This window comes from Reyranella sp., from assembly GCF_965249915.1.
In the GTDB taxonomy this organism is placed as follows: Bacteria; Pseudomonadota; Alphaproteobacteria; order Reyranellales; family Reyranellaceae; genus Reyranella.
Window position 1 is genome coordinate 1787427 of the sequence record NZ_OZ252257.1, and the last position, 18945, is coordinate 1806371.

At 67.1% G+C, this 18945-nt stretch carries 22 protein-coding genes; 4 read left to right on the plus strand and 18 right to left on the minus strand.

Features of this window, described 5'->3' with window-relative positions:
• Positions 1-222 precede the first annotated feature (222 nt).
• From mdcB to mdcA, 6 genes are read right to left on the minus strand one after another with little or no spacing between them, the layout of a single operon-like run.
• Positions 223-1053, minus strand: coding sequence for a triphosphoribosyl-dephospho-CoA synthase MdcB (gene mdcB / locus ACP15H_RS09000; RefSeq protein ID WP_425065857.1), 831 nt, complete (start codon positions 1051-1053; stop codon positions 223-225).
• Positions 1050-1685 (minus strand): malonate decarboxylase holo-[acyl-carrier-protein] synthase, encoded by a 636-nt coding sequence (gene mdcG / locus ACP15H_RS09005; RefSeq protein ID WP_425065858.1) that lies wholly within the window; start codon positions 1683-1685, stop codon positions 1050-1052. Before mdcG ends, mdcB begins: the two co-directional genes overlap by 4 nt.
• A complete protein-coding gene (locus ACP15H_RS09010) occupies positions 1682-2422 on the minus strand; it encodes a biotin-independent malonate decarboxylase subunit gamma (protein ID WP_425065859.1) in 741 nt (246 codons plus the stop codon). The genes mdcG and ACP15H_RS09010 overlap by 4 nt, the downstream gene beginning before the upstream one ends.
• Before the next feature lie 3 nt (positions 2423-2425).
• Entirely contained in the window at positions 2426-3301 is an 876-nt protein-coding gene (locus tag ACP15H_RS09015) for a biotin-independent malonate decarboxylase subunit beta (RefSeq protein WP_425065860.1), read from the minus strand.
• Positions 3298-3621, minus strand: a complete 324-nt coding sequence (gene mdcC, locus ACP15H_RS09020) for a malonate decarboxylase acyl carrier protein (RefSeq protein ID WP_425065861.1) — start codon at positions 3619-3621, stop codon at positions 3298-3300. The genes ACP15H_RS09015 and mdcC overlap by 4 nt, the downstream gene beginning before the upstream one ends.
• An 11-nt stretch (positions 3622-3632) precedes the next feature.
• Positions 3633-5282 carry a malonate decarboxylase subunit alpha gene (gene mdcA, locus ACP15H_RS09025; RefSeq protein ID WP_425065862.1) on the minus strand — a complete coding sequence of 550 codons (1650 nt, stop codon included), beginning with the start codon at positions 5280-5282 and terminating at the stop codon, positions 3633-3635.
• Between the two features lie 51 nt (positions 5283-5333).
• Between mdcA and ACP15H_RS09030 the strand changes: the two genes are divergently transcribed.
• Both ACP15H_RS09030 and ACP15H_RS09035 read left to right on the plus strand, forming a co-directional pair.
• Positions 5334-5663 (plus strand): DHCW motif cupin fold protein, encoded by a 330-nt coding sequence (locus ACP15H_RS09030; RefSeq protein ID WP_425065863.1) that lies wholly within the window; start codon positions 5334-5336, stop codon positions 5661-5663.
• A 1-nt stretch (position 5664) separates the two neighbouring features.
• Positions 5665-6558 (plus strand): NAD(P)-dependent oxidoreductase, encoded by an 894-nt coding sequence (locus ACP15H_RS09035; protein ID WP_425065864.1) that lies wholly within the window; start codon positions 5665-5667, stop codon positions 6556-6558.
• A gap of 27 nt (positions 6559-6585) precedes the next feature.
• Here ACP15H_RS09035 and ACP15H_RS09040 read toward each other — a convergent pair whose 3' ends face one another.
• From ACP15H_RS09040 to ACP15H_RS09055, 4 genes are all read right to left on the minus strand, one after another.
• Positions 6586-7620, minus strand: coding sequence for a sensor histidine kinase (locus tag ACP15H_RS09040; protein WP_425065865.1), 1035 nt, complete (start codon positions 7618-7620; stop codon positions 6586-6588).
• Positions 7621-7622: 2 nt separating this feature from the next.
• Complete coding sequence (locus ACP15H_RS09045; protein WP_425065866.1) at positions 7623-8063, minus strand: response regulator; 441 nt, start codon at positions 8061-8063, stop codon at positions 7623-7625.
• Positions 8064-8072: 9 nt separating this feature from the next.
• The gene (locus tag ACP15H_RS09050) at positions 8073-9551 is read right to left on the minus strand and encodes a sensor histidine kinase (protein ID WP_425065867.1); all 1479 of its coding nucleotides are present in this window, start codon (positions 9549-9551) and stop codon (positions 8073-8075) included.
• 98 nt (positions 9552-9649) lie between these two features.
• Positions 9650-10030, minus strand: coding sequence for a hypothetical protein (locus ACP15H_RS09055; RefSeq protein ID WP_425065868.1), 381 nt, complete (start codon positions 10028-10030; stop codon positions 9650-9652).
• Between the two features lie 90 nt (positions 10031-10120).
• Here ACP15H_RS09055 and ACP15H_RS09060 point away from each other — a divergent pair, with 90 nt between their 5' ends.
• Positions 10121-11647 (plus strand): M81 family metallopeptidase, encoded by a 1527-nt coding sequence (locus ACP15H_RS09060; RefSeq protein ID WP_425065869.1) that lies wholly within the window; start codon positions 10121-10123, stop codon positions 11645-11647.
• A 4-nt stretch (positions 11648-11651) separates the two neighbouring features.
• On the opposite strand, the gene ACP15H_RS09065 is transcribed toward ACP15H_RS09060, so the two are convergent.
• Genes ACP15H_RS09065 through hisI form a run of 3 tightly spaced genes read right to left on the minus strand, consistent with a single transcriptional unit; the run spans position 11652 to position 13720 of the window.
• Positions 11652-12824 carry an MFS transporter gene (locus tag ACP15H_RS09065; protein WP_425065870.1) on the minus strand — a complete coding sequence of 391 codons (1173 nt, stop codon included), beginning with the start codon at positions 12822-12824 and terminating at the stop codon, positions 11652-11654.
• A gap of 15 nt (positions 12825-12839) precedes the next feature.
• Entirely contained in the window at positions 12840-13313 is a 474-nt protein-coding gene (locus tag ACP15H_RS09070) for a hypothetical protein (protein WP_425065871.1), read from the minus strand.
• Positions 13310-13720 carry a phosphoribosyl-AMP cyclohydrolase gene (gene hisI / locus ACP15H_RS09075; RefSeq protein ID WP_425065872.1) on the minus strand — a complete coding sequence of 137 codons (411 nt, stop codon included), beginning with the start codon at positions 13718-13720 and terminating at the stop codon, positions 13310-13312. Before hisI ends, ACP15H_RS09070 begins: the two co-directional genes overlap by 4 nt.
• Before the next feature lie 85 nt (positions 13721-13805).
• Here hisI and ACP15H_RS09080 point away from each other — a divergent pair, with 85 nt between their 5' ends.
• Complete coding sequence (locus tag ACP15H_RS09080) at positions 13806-14294, plus strand: Fur family transcriptional regulator (protein WP_425065873.1); 489 nt, start codon at positions 13806-13808, stop codon at positions 14292-14294.
• Between the two features lie 9 nt (positions 14295-14303).
• On the opposite strand, the gene ACP15H_RS09085 is transcribed toward ACP15H_RS09080, so the two are convergent.
• From ACP15H_RS09085 to ACP15H_RS09105, 5 genes are all read right to left on the minus strand, one after another.
• Positions 14304-14891, minus strand: a complete 588-nt coding sequence (locus tag ACP15H_RS09085) for a cupin domain-containing protein (protein WP_425065874.1) — start codon at positions 14889-14891, stop codon at positions 14304-14306.
• A gap of 219 nt (positions 14892-15110) precedes the next feature.
• Complete coding sequence (gene metC, locus ACP15H_RS09090; RefSeq protein ID WP_425065875.1) at positions 15111-16307, minus strand: cystathionine beta-lyase; 1197 nt, start codon at positions 16305-16307, stop codon at positions 15111-15113.
• 87 nt (positions 16308-16394) lie between these two features.
• Entirely contained in the window at positions 16395-17252 is an 858-nt protein-coding gene (gene sseA, locus ACP15H_RS09095; RefSeq protein WP_425065876.1) for a 3-mercaptopyruvate sulfurtransferase, read from the minus strand.
• 59 nt (positions 17253-17311) lie between these two features.
• Complete coding sequence (locus tag ACP15H_RS09100; RefSeq protein WP_425065877.1) at positions 17312-18016, minus strand: alanyl-tRNA editing protein; 705 nt, start codon at positions 18014-18016, stop codon at positions 17312-17314.
• Between the two features lie 9 nt (positions 18017-18025).
• Positions 18026-18940: a ribokinase gene (locus tag ACP15H_RS09105; protein WP_425065878.1), complete on the minus strand. Its 915-nt coding sequence runs from the start codon at positions 18938-18940 to the stop codon at positions 18026-18028.
• Between the last annotated feature and the right edge of the window lie 5 nt (positions 18941-18945).

Consider the following 18945-nt stretch of genomic DNA (forward strand, 5'->3'; position numbering starts at 1 on the left):
CCCCATCACAGCGCAGTTCGGTCCCGAGGGGAGCTTCCGAACGACGCAGCCCGACGTCATCTGCCAAGAGGGAGCGTCGACGAAGTGGCATAGTCGAACGCTCACTTGTCGTCGTGTAAGTGACGAACATGCCGTATGCTTGGACAGTGGTCGCCCCGAGTTGGGCCTTCCCGCCCAAGATCAAGAGTTTCGCCGCGCCCCGTAAGTGCTGGCAAGTCGGCGTTAATCCCCGCAGCAGCGTGAGACGAGGAGTGTGCAGGCCAGCAGGTCGGCGCAACCGCCGGCCGAGAGGTTGCGCGCGATGAAGGCGCGGTGCAGCGCTTCGGCCTTTTCGAACCAATCGGGCTGGTGGCAGCCGCCGTTGGCCAGGAAGTCCGCCGCCGACTGCCGCACGAACGAGCCCGCCCCGAGGCCGCCGCGATAGAGCACCGTGGTGTCGTCGATCGACGCCATCAGGGCAAAGAGTGTCTGGATGCCGGCGGCGTTGTCGTCGAGGCCGGCCTCCCGGGCACGGCAATAGGCGGGGACGCCGAGTTCGAAGACGCTGGGAAAGGCACGGGCGGCCTCGCGGCGGGCGCCGTCGCGGCCGGTCCGGCGGCGCACGAGGCCGCCATGGCTCGCCTCGTGGTCGCGTTCGGCGTGAGCGTCGAGCGCATCGCCCCACGTCTCTCTCAGCGCCGCGCGAACGGTGGCGGGAGAGATTGCGGCGGAGAGCGCCAGCGCCCGCGCGATGGCGGCGACGATCAGGCCGACCGAGAAGATGGCGCCGCGATGGGTGTTGATGCCGCCAGTGACGGCCAGCATCCCGCGCTCGGCCTCGATGCCGAGTGGTACGAGCGTCTGGTCGAACGACCGCCCGGCGCGGCCCGCCGCGGCAAGCGCCACGAAGGGGAACAGCAGCGAATCGGCCGACCGGCACATCAGGTCGAAATCCATGTCGGCGTGAGCGCCGGAATCGACGGGACTGACGAGGCCGGGCTTGGGATAGGCCTGCAGCTCGTCGCGCATCGCCGTCACGGCCGCGCGGGCAATCGCCTCGTCGTCCAAGCTCATCGTCCGATCTGGGAGCGCGGCACGAGCTTCAGCGTGTCGACGGACTTCAGGAGGACTTCGTCCTTGGCCTGGAGAAGTTCGCGCCATTGAACCTCACCGGCGCCAGGGAAGGACAGTTCGCCGTCGATGCGAAAGGCGAGGTCCTGCTCCGCGGCTGCGAGGAAGGCGGCCGCGCGCCCGGCAGCCTTGAGGTCGACGACGTCGATCACCACGTCGAGATCGGAGGCCTCGTGAACATGGCGCTCGCCGGTCAGCGCCTGCCACATCCAGCTTCCGTAGACGCGGATGTCGAGGCCGGCGGGGGTTGCCGCCGAGACGAGTCGGGAAAATGACTCGGCCTTTGCCGTCGCGGCGGGACAGCGCGCGATCTCCGCGAGGCCGGGCGGGCGGGCGTGGCGAAGGATACGAGCGGGATCGGTCCGGGCCGCCACGCGGCGCGGCCGCAGTTCGGGATGGGCGGGATCGGTGGTGCAGAAGCCCAGTCCGATATCGCGGCCATCGTCGCGGCGGCGCGTCACGATGAAGGGGCGGTCAGACACGTGCCAGGCCGCGGCCCGGGCGCGATCATCCATGCTCTCCGCCTCGGGCGGCTGCGACAGCCAGACCAGCGTATGGCGCCGGAGCCCGGTCATCGCGCCGATTCGGCGAGGACCTTCTTTCGGATGTCGAGGGCGAGCTTTCGGCCGCCGCGCTTCTTGCCGAGTTCGGCGCGATTGTCCTCGGTCGACGAGGCGGCAATGGCAGCGGCGAGCTTGGCCGGCACGTCATCCTTCTCCGACCAGACTTCCTCGACGCCGCCCAGCAGAGCGAAGGGCGCAGCACCGAATTCGAGCGACGGCATGGTCTTCGACAGCTTCTCTAGCACCGGCGCGGGGATCTTGGTCACCGCCGACATCGCCGCGATCGGCATCAGGCCGACGCTGGCCGAGTCAAAGGCGTAGATGCGGTCCGCGAACATGCCGTAGCAGAGGAAGGCGCCGCCAACGGCCTGGCCGGTCGCGACGGTGATGAGCTTGTGGCCCTTGCGCCGTGCCAGTTGGAGGCACGACAGGAGATGGCCGAAGTAGCTGGCGAGGCCCAGCATCTCGGCGACGCGGTTCGGCTCCTGGCCGGCGCTGTCGACCAGCATGACGATCGGCGTCTTGGGCTGGCGTTCGATGCACTGGATCACATGCGCGGCCAGGCGCAGCGCGGCTGCGTTGTCGATGTAGGTGCCGTCGCAGGTGCCGATGACACAGACCTTGCGGCCGTCGACCATGGCGTAGCCCGTCAGAACGGATTTCTCGATGGCGATGCCCGTGGCGGAGGCGCCGAACAGGCGCGCCAGGACGGCGCGGGCGGACGGCTTCTTCGGTGTCGGCTTCTTCATGACCTACTTCCCACGCTTGGCGAGGGCAGCGAACTCCGGCCCGGAGGCCAGCGACGCGGCTTCGACGTTCCGCACACCCATGCCCTTCCAGACGGCTTCCGGGTCTTCGGTGGTTCCGAATCGCTTGAGGCGCTTCTCCAGTTCCTTCTGGCGCGCCTTGACGGACGCGAGGCTGACCGGACTGGACTTGCCGAGCAACCTGGCGATGGCGTCGCGCACGGCATCGGACGTGTCGTGCACGAGGGCATCGGCATCGCCCAGCAGGTACTTGGTCTTGCCGCCGCTCGTCTTCCAGACCAGGGCGCGGTTGGCCGAGTCATAGGCCTTCTTGCCCATCCATTTCTCGATCACGATCGGGCCGGAGATGCCGAGGCGGCCATGCTCGGTCATGACGCGGAAGTCGCAGCAGGTCGACAGGATGCCGATGCCGCCATAGGCGCCGATATCGGTGGCGATGACGGCAATGGTCGGGACCTTCAGGGCGCGGCATTCGAAGATGGCACGCATCGTCTCGGCGATGGCGATCTCGCCGGACGAGCCTTCGTGCAGCCGCACGCCGCCGCTCTCCACGATCAGGATGCACGGCACCTTGTCGCGCGCCGCCGCCTTGAACAGGCCGGTGAGCTTCGCGCCGTGGATCTCGCCCACGGCGCCGCCGACGAACTGGCCGACCTGGGCGGCGAGGTACACCTTCCTGCCGTCGATCCTGGCATGGCCGATCACGATGCCGTCGTCGAACGACACCGGGATACCGAGCTGGGCGAGGTAGGGGCTGGTGAGCCGCTCCGGCGGGGGGAGGAGCTCCTTGAACGAGCCCGCATCCGTCAGCGACGCGATGCGCTGGCGCGCCGTCTGTTCGTGGAAGAGTGCGCCGCTCATTTGTCGCCCTTGGTGAGATGGTCGTAGGCCTGACGGAGGCGCAGCGTGACGAGCACGGGCGGGGCGCCCTGGTCGTTGATCGTGACCTTGGTGCCGCCGGCCGGATAGTGGTGCGCGAAGTCGGCGAGGGCCGCGAGCCATGAAGCCTTGTAGCCGGGGATCGAGGTCTCGACGTGGCACTCCATCGCGTCGGAGGGCTTGCCGCCACGCTCCATCAGGACTTCGAGATTGCCGGAGCCGACGACGCCCGCGAGCGACCATGGCTTGGCGGTCTTCGTCCCGAGTGGCTTGGACGGGAAAGACTTGGTGAACTTTTCCATGCTGATCGGTCCTACCAGTCGACGAATTGCGAGGGCGGGTCGTAGAGCCCGTTGGACCAGCGCACGAGGCCCTTGATGTCCTGGGTCGCGAGCAGGCTGCGGCTTGCCTCCGAGGGGCGGACGCCGACATCCTCGGGCAGTTGGACGATGCCGCGGGCGCGCAGCTCCTCGGTCTCGCGCTTCTTGCGCTTGAGGCCGACCGGCGTGTAGCCGGCGACCGCGCGGATGGCCGCCTGGCGTTCGGCGACCGAGCGGCAGGCCGCGAGGTTGGCGATGCCTTCCTCGGTGACGATGTGAGTGACGTCATCGCCATAGATCATCACGGGGGTGACGCCGTGCAGGGCCTTGCGGATGCTTGGATCCGTGGCGTCGAGTTCCTCGACGAAGGTCGGCACGCGGCCGGCCTGGAACGTCTCGACCATCTGCACGACGAGCTTGCGGCCGGGCGAGGTACCGGGGCCGGGATTGGCTTCGGCGCCGGCCTTGAGCCAGGCCTTCGTGGGATGACGGCGGCCGGTCGGCTGGCAGCCCATGTTGGGCGCGCCGCCGAAGCCGGTGATGCGGTTCTTGGAGACGGTCGACGAATTGCCGTTGATGTCGATCTGCAGCGAGGCGCCGATGAACATGTCGATGGCGTAGTGGCCGGCGAGCTGCCCCATGGCGCGATTGGAGTGGAAGCTGCCGTCGCGGCCGGTGAAGAAAACGTCCGAGCGCGCAGCGGTGTAGCGCTCCATGCCGACCTCGCCTCCGACGGCGAAGACGCTCTCGACCCAGCCGGACTCGATGGCCGGGATCATGGTCGGCAGCGGATTGACCATCCAGTACTTGCAGATCTTGCCCTTGAGGCCGAGCCGCTCGCCATAGGTCGGCAGCAGCAGCTCGATGGCGGCGGTGTTGAAGCCGACGCCATGGTTCAACGATTGTACCTCGTACTTCTCGTAGATGCCGCGCAGCGCCACCATGGCCATCAGCACCTGCACGTCGGTGATGGCCGCCGGGTCGCGCGTGAACAGCGCCTGCAGATGCATCGGGTAGGGGGCCTGCACGACGAAGTCGACCTGGTCGGCCGGAATGTCGATGCGCGGCAGCTTGTCGACGATCTCGTTGACCTGCGCGAAGACGATGCCGTCGGAGAAGGCGGTCGGCTCGACGATCGCCGGCGTCTCCTCGGTGTTGGCGGCGAGGAACAGGTTGCCCTTGCGGTCGGCCTGGGCGGCGGCGATCAGCGCCACGCGCGGAGTCAGGTCAATGTAGTAGCGCGCGTACAGCTCGTTGTAGGTGTGGATGGCGCCGACCGGGAACTTCTTCGCCTTCACGAGATCGGCGACGGCGGTGCCCTGCGGCCCGGCGTAACAGAAGTCGACCTGCTTGATCATGCCCTTCTTGAAGAGCTCGATATGGGCCGGCAGCGTGATGCACGACATCACGAGGTGGATGTCGCGCATATCCTTCTTGTCGAGGGTGGCGAGCTGGTTGGCAAGAAAGTCCGCCTGCTTCTGGTTGTCGCCTTCGAGGCAAAGAATGTCGCCAGGTTCGATGATCCGGCGCAGCACCTCGGGCACCTTGTCGGGACTTATGAACTTGCCGCGGGCCAGCTTGCCGACACGCGCGATGCGCTCGGCCTTGTTCTGGCGGCGCTTCGCCGTTTTTGCAGTGATCATGTTGTGTTTTTCGTCTATCTGTCGTTGCCGGTCAATGTGCTAGAGCGAACCATGCTTATGTTTGAAATACCTTTCGGGAAGACCGATTGGGAATCCGTCGAGCGTACCGAACATCCGGGCGAGACGGGCAAGGCGTTCTGGCGCACCAGGACTTTCAACAACATCCGCGTGCGGATCGTCGAGTACACGCCCGGCTATCTCGCCGATCACTGGTGCCAGAAGGGCCACATCCTGCTGGTGCTCGAGGGCCAGCTGTCGACCGAGCTGGCCGACGGCAGCACCGTCGAGCTGAAACAGGGCCAGAGTTACCAGGTCGCCGACAACACGCTCGGCCACCGGTCGAGTACGCAAACCGGCGCCAAACTCTTCATAGTGGACTGACATGGCGGACATGATCGGATTTATCGGCGTCGGCACGATGGGCGAACCAATGTGCCGCAATCTCGCACGCAAGAGCGGCATGACCGTGCTTGCCGCCGATCGCGACAAGGCACCCCTCGAGAGGCTGGCGGCCGACGGCGTGAAGGCGGCGTCGGTCGACGAGATCGGGGAAAGCTGCCGCACGATCTTCCTGTCCCTGCCGGGCGGCAAGGAGGTCGAGGAAGTCTGCATGGGCCCCGGCGGCCTGACCTCGAAGGCCAAGCTCGGCTGGACCGTGGTCGATCTCAGCACTGCGCCGCCGATCCTGGCGCGCAGGCTCTACGAGGAGTTCCAGGGCAAGGCCTCGGCCTTCGCCGATGCGCCGGTCGCGCGCACGCGGCAGGCCGCGATCGACGGCACGCTCTCGATCATGGTCGGCGCGACGGTGCCGACCTTCGAGCGCATCGCCCCGCTGCTGCGCCACATGGCCAGCGAGGTCACGCATTGCGGCGATGTCGGCGCGGGCCAGACGGTCAAGATCCTGAACAACATGATCCTGTTCCAGACGGTCGTGGCGCTGGCCGAAGGCCTGTCGATCGCCCGTGCCAACGGCGTCGACGGCAAGGTCCTGTTCGAGACGCTGACCAAGGGCTCGGCCGATTCCTTCGCGCTGCGCAACCACGGCATGAAGGCGCTGCTGACGGGCGCCTTTCCCGAGCGTGCCTTCTCGACCAAATACGCGCTGAAGGACCTGAGCTATGCCATCGACATGGCCGAGCAGGCGGGCGTGCCGGCGCTGGGCGCCGACGTGGCGCGTGAAGTGATGGAGCGCGCCATCGAACTGGGACATGGCGAGGAATACTGGCCCGTCCTGCTCAAGGCCATCGAGGACGCGACCGGCAAGTCGGGGGCCTAGGCCGCCAGGCCGCGTCGAAGCGCCGTCCTAAAGCCTGAACCGCAGGCTGGCGCGCGTGCCTTCGACGCCGGTGTCGTACTCGAGCTTGGACTGCAGGTTGGCGGCCATCGCGGTGACGACTCGCGTTCCCAAGCCGGTGCCCTGCGCTGCGCCGGAACCTTTCCAGCCCACGCCATCATCCTCCACCGCGAGCGAGACGGTGTCTTCGCCGATCTTCTGGAGAATCACCCGGATCTCGCCGCGCATCGCGGCGGGATAGGCGTACTTGTAGGCGTTGGTCAGCAGTTCGGTGACGATCACGCCGATCGACACGGCCTTGTCGGTGGGCACGCGGATGTCGGCATCGGCATGCAGGACCACGGTGTTCTTCTTGTCGGCGGCGTCGATGGCCGCGCTCAGTTCGTCGATCAGGCTCATCAGGTAGGAGCCGAGTTCGACGATGCGGACGTCCGACGAGGTGTAGAGGCGCCGGTGGATGCCGGCGACCGCCATGATGCGCGCCTGCATTTCCAAGAGGGCGCTGCGCGCCGATTCGTCCTGGACGGCGTTGGCCTGAAGGCGGGCGAGCGAAGCGACCAGTGCCAGCGAGTTGGCGACACGGTGATTGACCTCGTGCAGCAGCAATTCGGCGCGATCGCGGGCCTCGCGGATCGTGCGCTGGGCTTCCTCGGCCTCGGCCTTCAGCCGCTGCTGCTGCAGGGAGGAGCGGATGGCCGAGCCGAGCAGCTCGCGGAAGTGGCCCTGCACGTCCTTCCAGACATAGTCGGCAGCGCCGGCCTTGAGCGCGGCCACGGCGACGCGCGCATCCTCGGAGCCGGTCACGTAGACCACCGGCAGGTCGACGGTGACGCGCTGGATCTTGGCCAGCACGTCGAGGCCCGTCTCATTGGTCAGATTGTGATCGAGGGCGATGGCGTCGAACTTTTCGGTGGCCAGGAGCGCCAGCCCTTCGTCGCCCGACCCGACGTGGCGGATCCCGATGCCGTGCGGCGCCAGAGCGCGCTCCACCAGCCTGCCGATACCCGCATCGTCGTCGATATAGAGGACCCGGACCTGATCCATCGTCACTCGGTGGCCGGGACCTGCATCACGGAAAGAAAGAGGCCGAGCTGCTGGATGGCGTTGGCGAAGCTTTCGTAGTTCACCGGCTTGGTGATGTAGACGTTGGCGCCGAGATCGTAGCAGCGCTTGATCTCGCGCTGGTCGTCGGTCGTCGTGAGGACGATCACCGGCGAACGCTTGAGATGCGTGTTCGACTTTACCTTCGCCAGGATGTCGACGCCGGTCATGTCGGGCAGGTTGAGGTCGAGCAGGATCAGGAGGGAGCGCGCGCTGCTTTCCTCGCCAGTCCCGTCGGCGCCGAAAAGATAGGCCAGGGCGGAGGTGCCGTCCCTGAAGGCGACGATCTCGTTGTTGACGCCGGCGCGGCGGATGTTCCGCTCGATCAACCGGGCATGGCCGTCGTCGTCTTCGACCATGACGATGGAAACGGGCTTCGCGTTCATTCGCAGCCTCTACCTTGTCGTTGAGTTTTCGTTGAGTCTCAGTCTTCGCGGCAAATCTATCCGAAAGGTTGTACCGCGCCCAAGTTCGGACTGCACCGTAATGTCGCCGCCCAGCCGGCGCACCAGGGCGCGCACATGCGCGAGACCGATACCTTCGCCGGGCCGGTCCTGTGCACCTGCCCGCCGGAACAACTCGAAAATGCGCTCGTGGTCCTGTTCGGCGATGCCGCGGCCGTTGTCCGTGATGTCTATGTGCACCCGCCGCGCCGTTTCCCCGGTGGTGATGACGATGCGTCCCGGCCGGTCGCGCGCCAGATACTTCACCGCATTGTCCACGACGTTGCCGACGACCTGCTCCATGGCCAGCCGGTCGCTCACCAGGGCAGGGGCCGAGGACGGCACGGCGATCTCGGCCCCGACTTCTTCCGTCTGGTGTCGAACGCTGGCGGCGGCATTCTTGAACAGGCTGACCAGATCGATCGGCTCGGCCCTGAGCTCACGGCGCCCTTCGCGCGAGAGCTTGAGGATGGCGTTGATCAGCCCGTCCATCTTGCCGGTCGACGCGCGGATGAATCGCAGGGCCTCGGGAATGTCCTCCTCGGTCGCCAGCCGCGCCTTGTCGGCCAGGGTGGCGTCGCCTGCCACGTAGGGACCGACCGACTTCATGGCGGCTTCCAACTCGCTGGTGAAGCCCATGATGTTGACCAGCGGCGAACGCAGGTCGTGGCTCACGATATAGGCGAAGCGCTGGATCTCGTCGTTGGCGCGCGTCAGGGCTTCGGTGCGCTCGGCCACGCGTTCCTCGAGCCCGACATTCAGGGTCTGCAGCTCGGACCTGGCCGCTACCAGTTCTCGCGTATACTGCACCACGGTCCAAGACGCGCCGGCGGCGAACAGCACGATCAGCAGACTGCCTGCCGCGGTCACCCAGGTGAGGAGTTCGGCGCCGTCGGTCACGGCCTCCAGGCGCGCCGAAACGCGCCTTTCCGCATTGGAGATCAGGCTGGCCAGTTGAGACCGCGCCTTTTCCATCAGCAGGCGTCCACGATCGGACAGAACGGTCTGGATCGCCGCGTCTCTCTGGCCGGCCTTTGCCTGTTCGATGGTCTCGGTCAGTTCCGCCATCTTGGCATCGATCACCGTGGCCAACTCGTTGACGGCGGCCAGTTGCGCGGCGTCCCGGGCGACGAGCCGGCGCAATTCGACGATATCCCGCTGCAGACGGGGTTGGGCGCGCTCGAACGGAGCGAGATAGCGAGCCTCGCCCGTCAGCAGGTAGCCTCGCTGTCCGGTTTCGGCGTCGATGGCGGCGGCAAGGAGATTGGTCGCGAGGGAGCGTATCTCGCGCTCCACGACGGCTTCTTCGGCATGTTGAGCCGTGCGAGCGGACAGCCATACCGAAGCGCCCACGATGGCCAGGAGGGCGAGAACACCGGCGACCAGAAAGGCGATCGTGCGGCGCGCGAACGCGGAACTGAAGAGAGACATGGGCTGAAGCGGACTCGCAGGGAAACGATAGACACCCGCGGGCCTTCAGGTATCGCCGAGGAACTACCGATAGGCTGCGGCCCGCCGATGTGCAAGCGTCAGCGTTGGTCGATGTCGCCCTCGCTCAACAGGCCCGCCCGGAGCGCGGTCTCCATCGCGGTATCGAGGCTGAACAGGCGCTGGCTCGCGAAGCCGGGATAGCGGTCCGTCTGTTCGGCCCGAGCCACCGCGGCCAGGGCATCGGCATCGGCTTGCGCTTCGAAACCACAAAGAATTTCCGGGAATCCGGCCGCCCGCGAGACCGTCAAAGCAAACGCTCCGCTCGATGTCCTGCGCCCGATCACGCGATGGAGGAGGTCGCGCAGCTCACGCAAACGCCGGCTGCCGATCTCATCGGCCCCGACGTCGACAGCGACCGCGGTCACCAGGTGACCTTGCGGAAAATTCTTGAGAAAGGCGGGCCAGGACAGACTACGCATGCCGCACGCAACGCAGGTGCCTCGCAATCGCTGCCTCACATGCGTAATACTGTCCGCAGACGGGATGGAATTGCTTTCGGGAGACAAGGGATGGCGCGGATCGCGGTTGGCGGCTTTCAGCACGAGACGAACACGTTCGCGCCGCAGCAGGCGACATGGGAGGAGTTCGTGCGCGCCGATGCCTGGCCGCCGCTGCTGCGCGGCCCGGAAATGATCGCCGGCGTCGAAGGATTCAACATCCCGATCGCAGGTGCGGTCAGCAAGCTGGCGGAGCTCGGCCACGAGATCGTGCCGCTGGCCTGGGCGGCCGCGTCACCGGCCTCCTACGTGACAGAGGATGCCTTCGAGAAGATGTGGGCCTTGTTCGACGAGGACCTGAAGAAGCACGGACCCTTCGACGCGATCTATCTCGACCTGCACGGCGCCATGGTCGCCGAGAACACCGAGGACGGCGAGGGCGAGTTGCTGCGCCGGATCCGCGGCCTCGTGGGCGACGATCTGCCGATCGTGGCCAGCCTCGATTATCACGCCAACCTGACACCCGAGATGGCGGCTCTCGCCACGGCGTTGGTCGGCTATCGCACCTATCCGCATATCGACATGGCGGTGACCGGCAGCCGCGCGATCGAGCTGCTGGACAAGCTGCTGCGCGAGAAGCGGCCGGTCTATCGCGCCTATCGCCAGCTCGACTTCCTGATCCCGCTGGTCTGGCAGTGCACCTTCATCGAGCCGGCCAAGGCGATCTTCGACCTGGTGGGCGAGCTCGAGGCGGGGGAGAAGAGCCACAATCAGGGCATCGTCAGCGTCACCCACACGCCGGGCTTTCCGCCGGCCGACATCGCCCAGTGCGGCCCGGCCCTGGTCGTGTACGGACATGACAAGGAGGCCGTCGAGGCGGCGGCCGACAAGCTCGCCGCCACGGTCAAGGCGCAGGAGAAGGCGTTCGACGGCGAGCTGCTGGATCCCGACCAGGCCGCACTTCGCGCCATCGAATTGTCGAGGAACGCGACCAAGCCGATCGTGCTGGCCGACGTCCAGGACAATCCCGGCGCCGGCGGCACCTCCGACACGATCGGCCTGCTGGCAGCCCTGATGCGCCACAAGGCCAAAGGCGCCGTGATCGGCATGATCGTCGACGAGGGCGCGGCCCGGGCGGCCGTCGAGACCGGCGAGGGCAATGTCATGCGCCGCGGCATCGGCGCCGTGGTGGGCTATGGCGGCGAGAAGCCGGTCGAGGCCGACTGGCGCGTGGTCAAGCTCAGCGACGGGGTCTTCACCGGCACCGGCCCGTTCTATGGCGGCGCGAAGTTCCAGATCGGGCCGATGGCGCTGCTGACCGACGAGGCGTCGGGCGTGTCGGCGGTCGTCGCCTGCAAGCGCGTACAGGCCGCCGACCAGGAGATGTTCCGCGCCGTCGGAGTCGAGCCGTCGCAAGTGCCGATCCTGGCCCTGAAATCGACGGTCCACTTCCGCGCCGATTTCCAGCCGATCGCCGAGACGATCCTGGTGGTGCGGTCGAGCGGCGCCCACATCACCGATCCGGTGGACATGCCCTACAAGAACCTGCGCAAAGGCATCAGGCTGAAGCCGATGGGACCGGTGTGGCAGGGCGCCTGATCGGTCAGTCGTCAGCGAAGGCCGGTCGCAGCGCCCAGACCATCGGCACGGTCGTGAGCGCGACGCAGGAAACGGCGATGAGCGCCGTGGTGAGGCCGACCACGTCCCCGAACAGGCCGAACAGCAGCGGGCCGGTCGCGCCGGCGACCGAGCCGCCGGTGTAGAAGACCGCGAAGGCCTTGGTGCGTCGTTCCGGGCTCACGAATTCGGGGATCGTGCCGTAGAGGACGGACGAGGTGCCGTTCAGCATCAGGCCCACCGCCGGCAGCAGCAGCAGCGCGAAGTCGAGCGAGAGCGGCAGCGCCGCCAGGATGAGGAGGGTCGTGCCGATCTCCGTCAGCAGCACCGACGGCACGACACCCAGCTTCTGGCCGACCCAGCCCATCACCAGCTTGCCGGCAGCGCCGCCCGCGAACATCAGCGACAGGCCGAGGCCGATGGTCGGCAGGTCGGCTCCCTTGTCGCGTAGCAGGAACGGCAGAAAGATCAGGAAGCCGGTCCGCACCAGGTCGTCGGCGATGTGGATCGAGAACAGCAGCCAGTAGGCCCAGGGCCGGTCCTGTCCGGCGACGGCCTTCGACGGTTCCGCCGTGCCGTGCGTCACGATCGGCTTCAGCGAAGCGAGGATGACGCCGGCCCCCAGGACGGCAAGGGCGGCCATGACGACCAGTGCCTGCTGCCATCCCAGCGCGGCGGCGATCAGGGCGAAGAGGGACGGCAGCAGCACCTTGCCGACGTCGCCGGTGAAATTGTAGGTGCCGAGCGCGGTGCGGGAGCGCGGGCCGTGATAGGCCGCCGCGACCAGGCTGGAGCCGATGGGATGCTGCGTGCTGGCGCCGAGCCCCGCGAGGAGCAGCCCGGCGATGACACCGTAGAGCGAGCCGCTGAGGCCCGCGAGACAGTAGCCGGCGGCAATCAGCATCGTGCCGATGGCCAGGATCCGGACACCGCCGAAGCGTTCGGCCAGGTGGCCCGACGGGATCTGGCCGGTGGCCATGGCGCCGGAATAGCAGGTCTTCAGGGCGCCGATGGCGCCGTAGCTCAAGCCGAACTGCGACTGCAGGAGCGGGTAGAGCACGTTCAGCAGATCGGTGAAGCCGTCGTGCAGGGCATGCGCGCCGCCGCAGACGGTAAGGGTGCGGCGGGCCGTGGTGGGAGCCGAGACGGTGATTGTCATCTCACCGTCACATTACTAGCGACCCGGTATCCGGTCGAACCAAAAGGCGGTCTGCTGCTGAAAATCGCGTTCGGCGAAGGCGGTGTCCGCGATGACGGTGGGCTTGCCGTTGCGGGCGTAGCGCACGCTCACCAGGCGCTTGAAGGCGGTGTCGGCGGAATGGAGGATCAGCACGTCGCCCTGGCGGCGCTGGAAGACGAACTCGTGATACTTGCGGATGTTCACCAGGTTCACGACGTAGCGGCCGTCGGAGCCGTCGGCGGCGAGCTGGCGCACCGGAATGTCGCGGCCTTCGTTGGTGATGCCCATGAGCGCCAGGGCCTCGGGGGCGGTCATGTTGTCCCGGCCGGTCCTCTGGATCAGCGCCACCAGACGGTCGCCGCGTTCCGAGAGTGTGTACCGGGGCGAGGGCGTCGTGGCACAGGCGGCCAGCGGCAGGAGCGCGACCGAGAGCAGGAAGCCGCGGCGCGTCGATGCGAACTTGCTCAAACCTTGTCCTTCTCCATGTCGATCTCGATGGGAGCGATCTCCGCAAGGGCGCCGTCGCGGATCGCGCGGAAGAAGCAGTTGTGACGGCCGGTGTGGCAGGCGACGCCCGTCTGGTCGACCAGCGCCAGCAGCGTGTCGCCGTCGCAATCGATCCGCAGCTCGACCAGGGTCTGGATATGCCCCGACGTGTCGCCCTTGCGCCACGGGCCCTTGCGGGAGCGCGACCAGTAGCATGCACGGCCCGTGCGCATCGTCTCGGCCACGGCGGCACGGTCCATCCACGCCATCATCAGCACCTCGCCCGTGTCGTGCTGCTGGGCGATCGCCGGCACCAGGCCCTGCGCATCGAACTTGATGACGGCGAGGGCGGCGTCGATTTCGGGCTGTTGGTAGGTCGTTGGGGACATCAATGTGCTCATGGGGCGAGCCTTGGCCTCCGGAAGGAACGGCGCGTATAATCTCGGCCTACTCGGTTGGCAAATCGGGAGTTACGTGAAGAAACCCGCCAAAGCGGCGCCCGCCGGGCACGCCCACGATCATGAGCACTGTGTAGAGGACGCGATCGCCGCGGCCGAGAAACTGTGCGCCGCCAAGGACCTCAGATTCACCCCGCTGCGACGCCGGGTACTCGAACTCGTCTGGTCGAGCCACAAGCCGGTCGGGGCCTACGCGCTGCTCGACAGCCTGCGCAACGAGGATCTCGGCTCGGCGCCGCCCACGGTCTATCGCGCGCTCGACTTCCTGATCGAGAACGGCCTGATCCACCGCATCGAGCGCATGAACGCCTTCGTCGGCTGCAGCCATCCCGGCGAGGCCCATCGCGGCTTCTTCCTGATCTGCAGCGAGTGCGGCAACGCCGAGGAGATCGAGGGCGACGGCCTGTCCGACGCCATCTCCGCCAGCGCCACCCGCCGCGGCTTCACCGCACGCGACATGACCCTGGAAGTGACCGGCATCTGCGGCGAGTGCCGGCAAGCCTAGGCGCAAGCCTCAGGCGCGCTTGCCGCCAATCGAGACGAAGGCCATGAGGCAGGGCTCGGTCAATGGATTGCGCCAGCGATGCCTTGTGCCGTTCTGCACGATGCAGTCTCCCTGGCGCAGGTGAATCTTCTGTCCGTCATCCAGTTCCAGCGTCATCTCGCCCCGAACCACGATGCCATAGTCGATCGTATCGGACGTGTGCATGCCCGGCGCACCACGCTCCATGACATCGCCCATGCCGGGCACCTTGTCGTTCAATTCCTTCAGCGCGCTTTCAAGCGTGACGCCGGCCGGCGGCTTGTAGCCCTCCGGGCGTCGGCCCGGATAGGAGATCAGGCGGAACATCGTGCCACCCGGCCCGGGGAAGGCGATCGTTCCCTTGAGCATCGGGTCCGGTTCCTGCCCGGTGAGCTGAGGCACGCCCTCGGTGATGTACATCTCGTGGAACGCCAGCCCCGGATTGGAATCGATCTCCACGATCCTGGGCGTCACGTCGAAGGACCTGAATACCGACTTGCCGGCGGCATCGCGTCCGGTAACGACGCGCTTGGGCGGTGGCAGGTCGCTGGGAGCCTGTGCTGCGGCCGGTTGTGACATCGCAGCCAAAGCGCCACCTCCGGCCATCGCGGAAAGCGCCGCGAGCAGGTGACGCCGGTCCGGCAAGAGTTCCGCTTCGGCCGGCGACTTGTTCGTTTTGCGTGGCCACCAAGGCCAGGAACTCTTGCCCATCTGCGTCCTCCACTGTTCGACTTCTTTGTTGTCGAAACAGTGGAGCCGATCGACGGGCCGCGTGAAGAGCGACCTTCGTCGGAGCAGCTAGGCGTTGTGCGCCCGGTTGAGACGTTCGAAGCCTTCGGCCAGGTCGGTCTTCAGATCCTCGACGTCTTCCAGCCCGATATGGACGCGCAGCAGCTGCTTGCCTTCGGGCCACGGCACGGCGGTGCGGTACTGGTCGGGGTGGGCGGGGATCATCAGGCTCTCGTAGCCGCCCCAGCTGGCGCCCATGCCGAAGATGTCCATGCCGTCGAGCATCGCGGCCACCGCGGGGCGCTTGATGCCGTCGCGCAGCGTGAAGGAGAACAGGCCGGACGAGCCCTGGAACTGCTTCTTCCAGTTCTCATGGCCGGGGCAGTCGGGCAGGGCGGGGTGCAGCACTTTGTCGACCTCGGGCCGGGTCTTCAGCCAGTTCGCGATCGCGAGGCCGCTCTTCTCGTGGTGGCGCAGTCGCACGCCCATGGTGCGCAGCCCACGCAGCGCGAGATAGCAATCGTCGGGCGCGGCGTGGAAGCCGAACGACTGGCAGGCGGTCTTGGCGATCTCGAACATCTCGCGCGTGGCGCAGGAGATGATGCCCATCATCGCGTCCGAGTGGCCGACGATGTACTTGGTGCCGGCGTGGATGGAGATGTCGCAGCCATGGTCGAACGGCTTGAAGTAGAGCGGCGTCGCCCAGGTATTGTCGATCATCACGGTCGCGCCGGCCTTCTTGGCGACCGCGGCCATGCCGTCGACGTCCTGGACCTCGAAGGTCTGCGAGCCCGGCGCCTCGAGATAGAGGACCTTGGTGTTCGGCCGCATCAGCTTGGCGATGCCCTCGGCGCCGATCATCGGGTCGAAGTAGGTGGTCTCGACGCCGAAGCCCTTCAGCGTCGTGTTGGCGAAGCGGCGGGCCGGACCGTAGGCATTGTCGGTTACCAGCATGTGGTCGCCGGTCTTCAGGAAGCCCACGATGGCGCCGGTGACGGCGGCCAGGCCCGACTGCACGGCGATGGAACGATGCGCGCCCTCGATGGCGGCGACCGCGTCTTCCAGCGCCTTCTGTGTCGGCGTGCCGTTGCGGCCGTAGCCGAAGCCCTCGAACGGGATGCGGTTCTCGAACTTGTCCATCGTCGGCGAGAGGATCGTCGACGCGTGATAGACGGGCGGATTGACGATGCCGAAATTGTTGTCCGGGTCGCGGCCGGAGACGGCCAAAACGGTGTCGGGGCGAGTATAAGTTTTCTTAGAGGTCATGAATCAACTATGGCACAGGCTTCGCGCCGGCGGCCAGCGTTAGACCTCCGTGCGCAACACACAACCGGTATCCGGTGAGCGAAGGGATCAGGCTCCGGTGACGATCGGCGTGTCGGCGCGGCCGCCCCATTCGGTCCACGAGCCGTCATAGACCGCGGCTTCGGGCGCGCCGGTGAGATAGAGGCCGAGCGCCACGACACAGGCGGTGACGCCGGAGCCGCAGCTCGCCGTCACCTTCTTGGACGGATCGATGCCGGAGGCGGCGATGCGGGCCGCCAGCTTGTCGGCCGGCAGCATCGTGCCGGTCGCGGGATCGAGAAGCTCGTTGTAGGGGAGGTTGAAGGCACCCGGCATGTGGCCGCTGCGCAGGCCGGCGCGCGGCTCGGGCACCTCGCCGCGGAAGCGGTTGGCGGCGCGCGCATCGACGATCTGTTCGCGCTTGCTGTCGATCAGGCCGAACACGTCATCGATGGAACGCACGAGAGAGTTGTCGAGGCGCGACGTGAAGTGGCGCTCGCGCGGCGGCGTCGGATCGTCGGTGACGGGGTGACCCTCGCTCATCCACTTCGGCAGGCCGCCGTTGAGGACCGACACGTCCTTGTAGCCCATGGCCCGGAACATCCACCACACGCGGCAGGCGCCGGTCATCGGGGTGGTGTCGTAGATCACGATCTTGTTGCCGTCGCCCAGGCCCAGCTTGCGGACGCGGGCTGAGAACTTCTCCGGCGGCGGCAGCATGTGCGGCAGCGGGCTGGTCGTGTCGGCGATTTCGTCGATGTCGAAGAAGACCGCGCCCGGAATGTGCTGATTGACGAACTCGGTCTTTGGATCGCGCTTCTGGGCCGGCAGGTAGAACGAGCCGTCGACGACGCGCACGTCCGGCGCATCGAGGCGGGCGGCGAGCCAATCGGTGCTGACCAGGGCGTCGGGCCTTGCGTAGTCCATGGAACTCTTCCTCTTAGGCTTTCATGTTCCTCACCCCGCCAGGGGGAGATGGAGTTTGATTATTGAGCCAGCGCGATGATGAAGCGCCGGTTCATCTTTCCCTTGTTCTCGATCTTGATGCATTCGACGCGGCCGATGTCGCCGCTGCGGGCGACGTGCGTGCCGCCGCAGGCCTGCAGGTCGACGCCTTCGATCGATAGGAGGCGGACGCGGCCCGCGCCCATCGGCGGCCGCACGCTCATCGTCTTCACAAGTTCGGGGCGCGACGTCAGTTCCTCGTCGGTGACCCATTGCTGCGTCACCGGACGGTCGAGGGCGATCAGCTTGTTGACCTCCTCGGTGACCCATTCCTTGGTCGGAATCTCACCCTCGAGGTTGAAGTCGAGGCGGCTCTTGTCGACGCCGACCTGGCCGCCGGTGACGTTGCCCTTGATGACCGCCGACATCACGTGCAGCGCCGTATGCATGCGCATGTGCAGATGCCGGCGCTCCCAGTCGAGCACCGTATGGACCTTCGTTCCGACCTCGGGTCGCGGCGCATCGGGGGCGAGCACGTGCAGCACGTCGCCGCCGTCGGCCTTCACCGAATCGACGATCCGCGCCTCGCCGCCGTCCCAACGCAGCAGGCCGGTGTCGCCGGGCTGACCGCCGCCGGTCGGGTAGAAGATCGAGCGGTCCAGCCGCACGCCGCGCTCCTCGACGCCGGTCACGGTGGCGTCGGCTTCCTTGATGTAGGCGTCCTGCCTGAAGAGTTCTTCGACCATGACCGGGATTTAGGCTTTCGCCAGACGCGCCGCAACTTCCTCAGCCGTCGGCATGGCGGGCGCCGCCCCAAGCTGTTCGACCGAACAGGAGGCGGCGGCACTGGCAAAACGCGCAGCTTCCGCCGGGGTGCGTCCCGCGGCCAGTTGCGAGGCGAGGGCCCCTACGAAGCAATCGCCCGCGCCCGTCGTGTCGACGACCTGCGTCTGGAACGCGGGAATGGACTCGACGCTTGTTGCGGTCACGACGACGGCGCCCCGTGCGCCCAGCGTTGCGATCACGGCGCGCGCGCCGCGCTCGCGCAGCACGTTGCAGGCGGCGACGACTTCATCCGTCGAGCTGGAGGCGTCGAGCCCGGTGCCGGTCGCCTGGGATAGTTCGATCTCGTTCAGCACGGCGACGTCGACCGCCTGCAGCATTTCCGGCGGATGCTCCGTATACGGCGCCAGGTTGAGGACGGTCCGCGCACCCGCCGCATGGGCGCGCGCAAGGATCTCCCGCGTGGCAGCCAGCGGCGTCTCGAACTGCGCCACCCAAACTTCCTCGCGCCGCGGTTCGTCGGGCAGCATCGAGGCATCGAAATGCATGTTGGCGCCCGAGGCCACGGTGATCGAATTGTCGCCCTCCGCCACCTGGATCAGCGCCACGCCGGTCGCCGGACCCTCGACTTCGGTCACGCCGGTGCTGTCGACGTCGTTGTCGGCCAGGAAGCCGCGCAGGCTGTTGGCGAAGGCGTCGTTGCCGACGGCGCCGACCATGGCGGTGGGCATCCCCAGGCGCGCCGAGGCGATCGCCTGGTTGAGACCCTTGCCGCCCGGCAGGAACGAAACTTCGGCGCCCAGAATCGTCTCGCCGGGCGCGGGGCGGCGTGCGCTCTGCACGACGACATCCATGTTGAGGCTGCCGCAGACGACGACACGGCTCATCTGCG

Coding starts and splice junctions, on each gene's coding strand:
- mdcB (WP_425065857.1), bottom strand. CDS start 1,053: ATGAGCTTGGACGACGAGGCGATTGCCCGCGCGGCCGTGACGGCGATG.
- mdcG (WP_425065858.1), bottom strand. CDS start 1,685: ATGACCGGGCTCCGGCGCCATACGCTGGTCTGGCTGTCGCAGCCGCCC.
- ACP15H_RS09010 (WP_425065859.1), bottom strand. CDS start 2,422: ATGAAGAAGCCGACACCGAAGAAGCCGTCCGCCCGCGCCGTCCTGGCG.
- ACP15H_RS09015 (WP_425065860.1), bottom strand. CDS start 3,301: ATGAGCGGCGCACTCTTCCACGAACAGACGGCGCGCCAGCGCATCGCG.
- mdcC (WP_425065861.1), bottom strand. CDS start 3,621: ATGGAAAAGTTCACCAAGTCTTTCCCGTCCAAGCCACTCGGGACGAAG.
- mdcA (WP_425065862.1), bottom strand. CDS start 5,282: ATGATCACTGCAAAAACGGCGAAGCGCCGCCAGAACAAGGCCGAGCGC.
- ACP15H_RS09030 (WP_425065863.1), top strand. CDS start 5,334: ATGCTTATGTTTGAAATACCTTTCGGGAAGACCGATTGGGAATCCGTC.
- ACP15H_RS09035 (WP_425065864.1), top strand. CDS start 5,665: ATGGCGGACATGATCGGATTTATCGGCGTCGGCACGATGGGCGAACCA.
- ACP15H_RS09040 (WP_425065865.1), bottom strand. CDS start 7,620: ATGGATCAGGTCCGGGTCCTCTATATCGACGACGATGCGGGTATCGGC.
- ACP15H_RS09045 (WP_425065866.1), bottom strand. CDS start 8,063: ATGAACGCGAAGCCCGTTTCCATCGTCATGGTCGAAGACGACGACGGC.
- ACP15H_RS09050 (WP_425065867.1), bottom strand. CDS start 9,551: ATGTCTCTCTTCAGTTCCGCGTTCGCGCGCCGCACGATCGCCTTTCTG.
- ACP15H_RS09055 (WP_425065868.1), bottom strand. CDS start 10,030: ATGCGTAGTCTGTCCTGGCCCGCCTTTCTCAAGAATTTTCCGCAAGGT.
- ACP15H_RS09060 (WP_425065869.1), top strand. CDS start 10,121: ATGGCGCGGATCGCGGTTGGCGGCTTTCAGCACGAGACGAACACGTTC.
- ACP15H_RS09065 (WP_425065870.1), bottom strand. CDS start 12,824: ATGACAATCACCGTCTCGGCTCCCACCACGGCCCGCCGCACCCTTACC.
- hisI (WP_425065872.1), bottom strand. CDS start 13,720: ATGTCCCCAACGACCTACCAACAGCCCGAAATCGACGCCGCCCTCGCC.
- ACP15H_RS09085 (WP_425065874.1), bottom strand. CDS start 14,891: ATGTCACAACCGGCCGCAGCACAGGCTCCCAGCGACCTGCCACCGCCC.
- metC (WP_425065875.1), bottom strand. CDS start 16,307: ATGACCTCTAAGAAAACTTATACTCGCCCCGACACCGTTTTGGCCGTC.
- sseA (WP_425065876.1), bottom strand. CDS start 17,252: ATGGACTACGCAAGGCCCGACGCCCTGGTCAGCACCGATTGGCTCGCC.
- ACP15H_RS09100 (WP_425065877.1), bottom strand. CDS start 18,016: ATGGTCGAAGAACTCTTCAGGCAGGACGCCTACATCAAGGAAGCCGAC.
- ACP15H_RS09105 (WP_425065878.1), bottom strand. CDS start 18,940: ATGAGCCGTGTCGTCGTCTGCGGCAGCCTCAACATGGATGTCGTCGTG.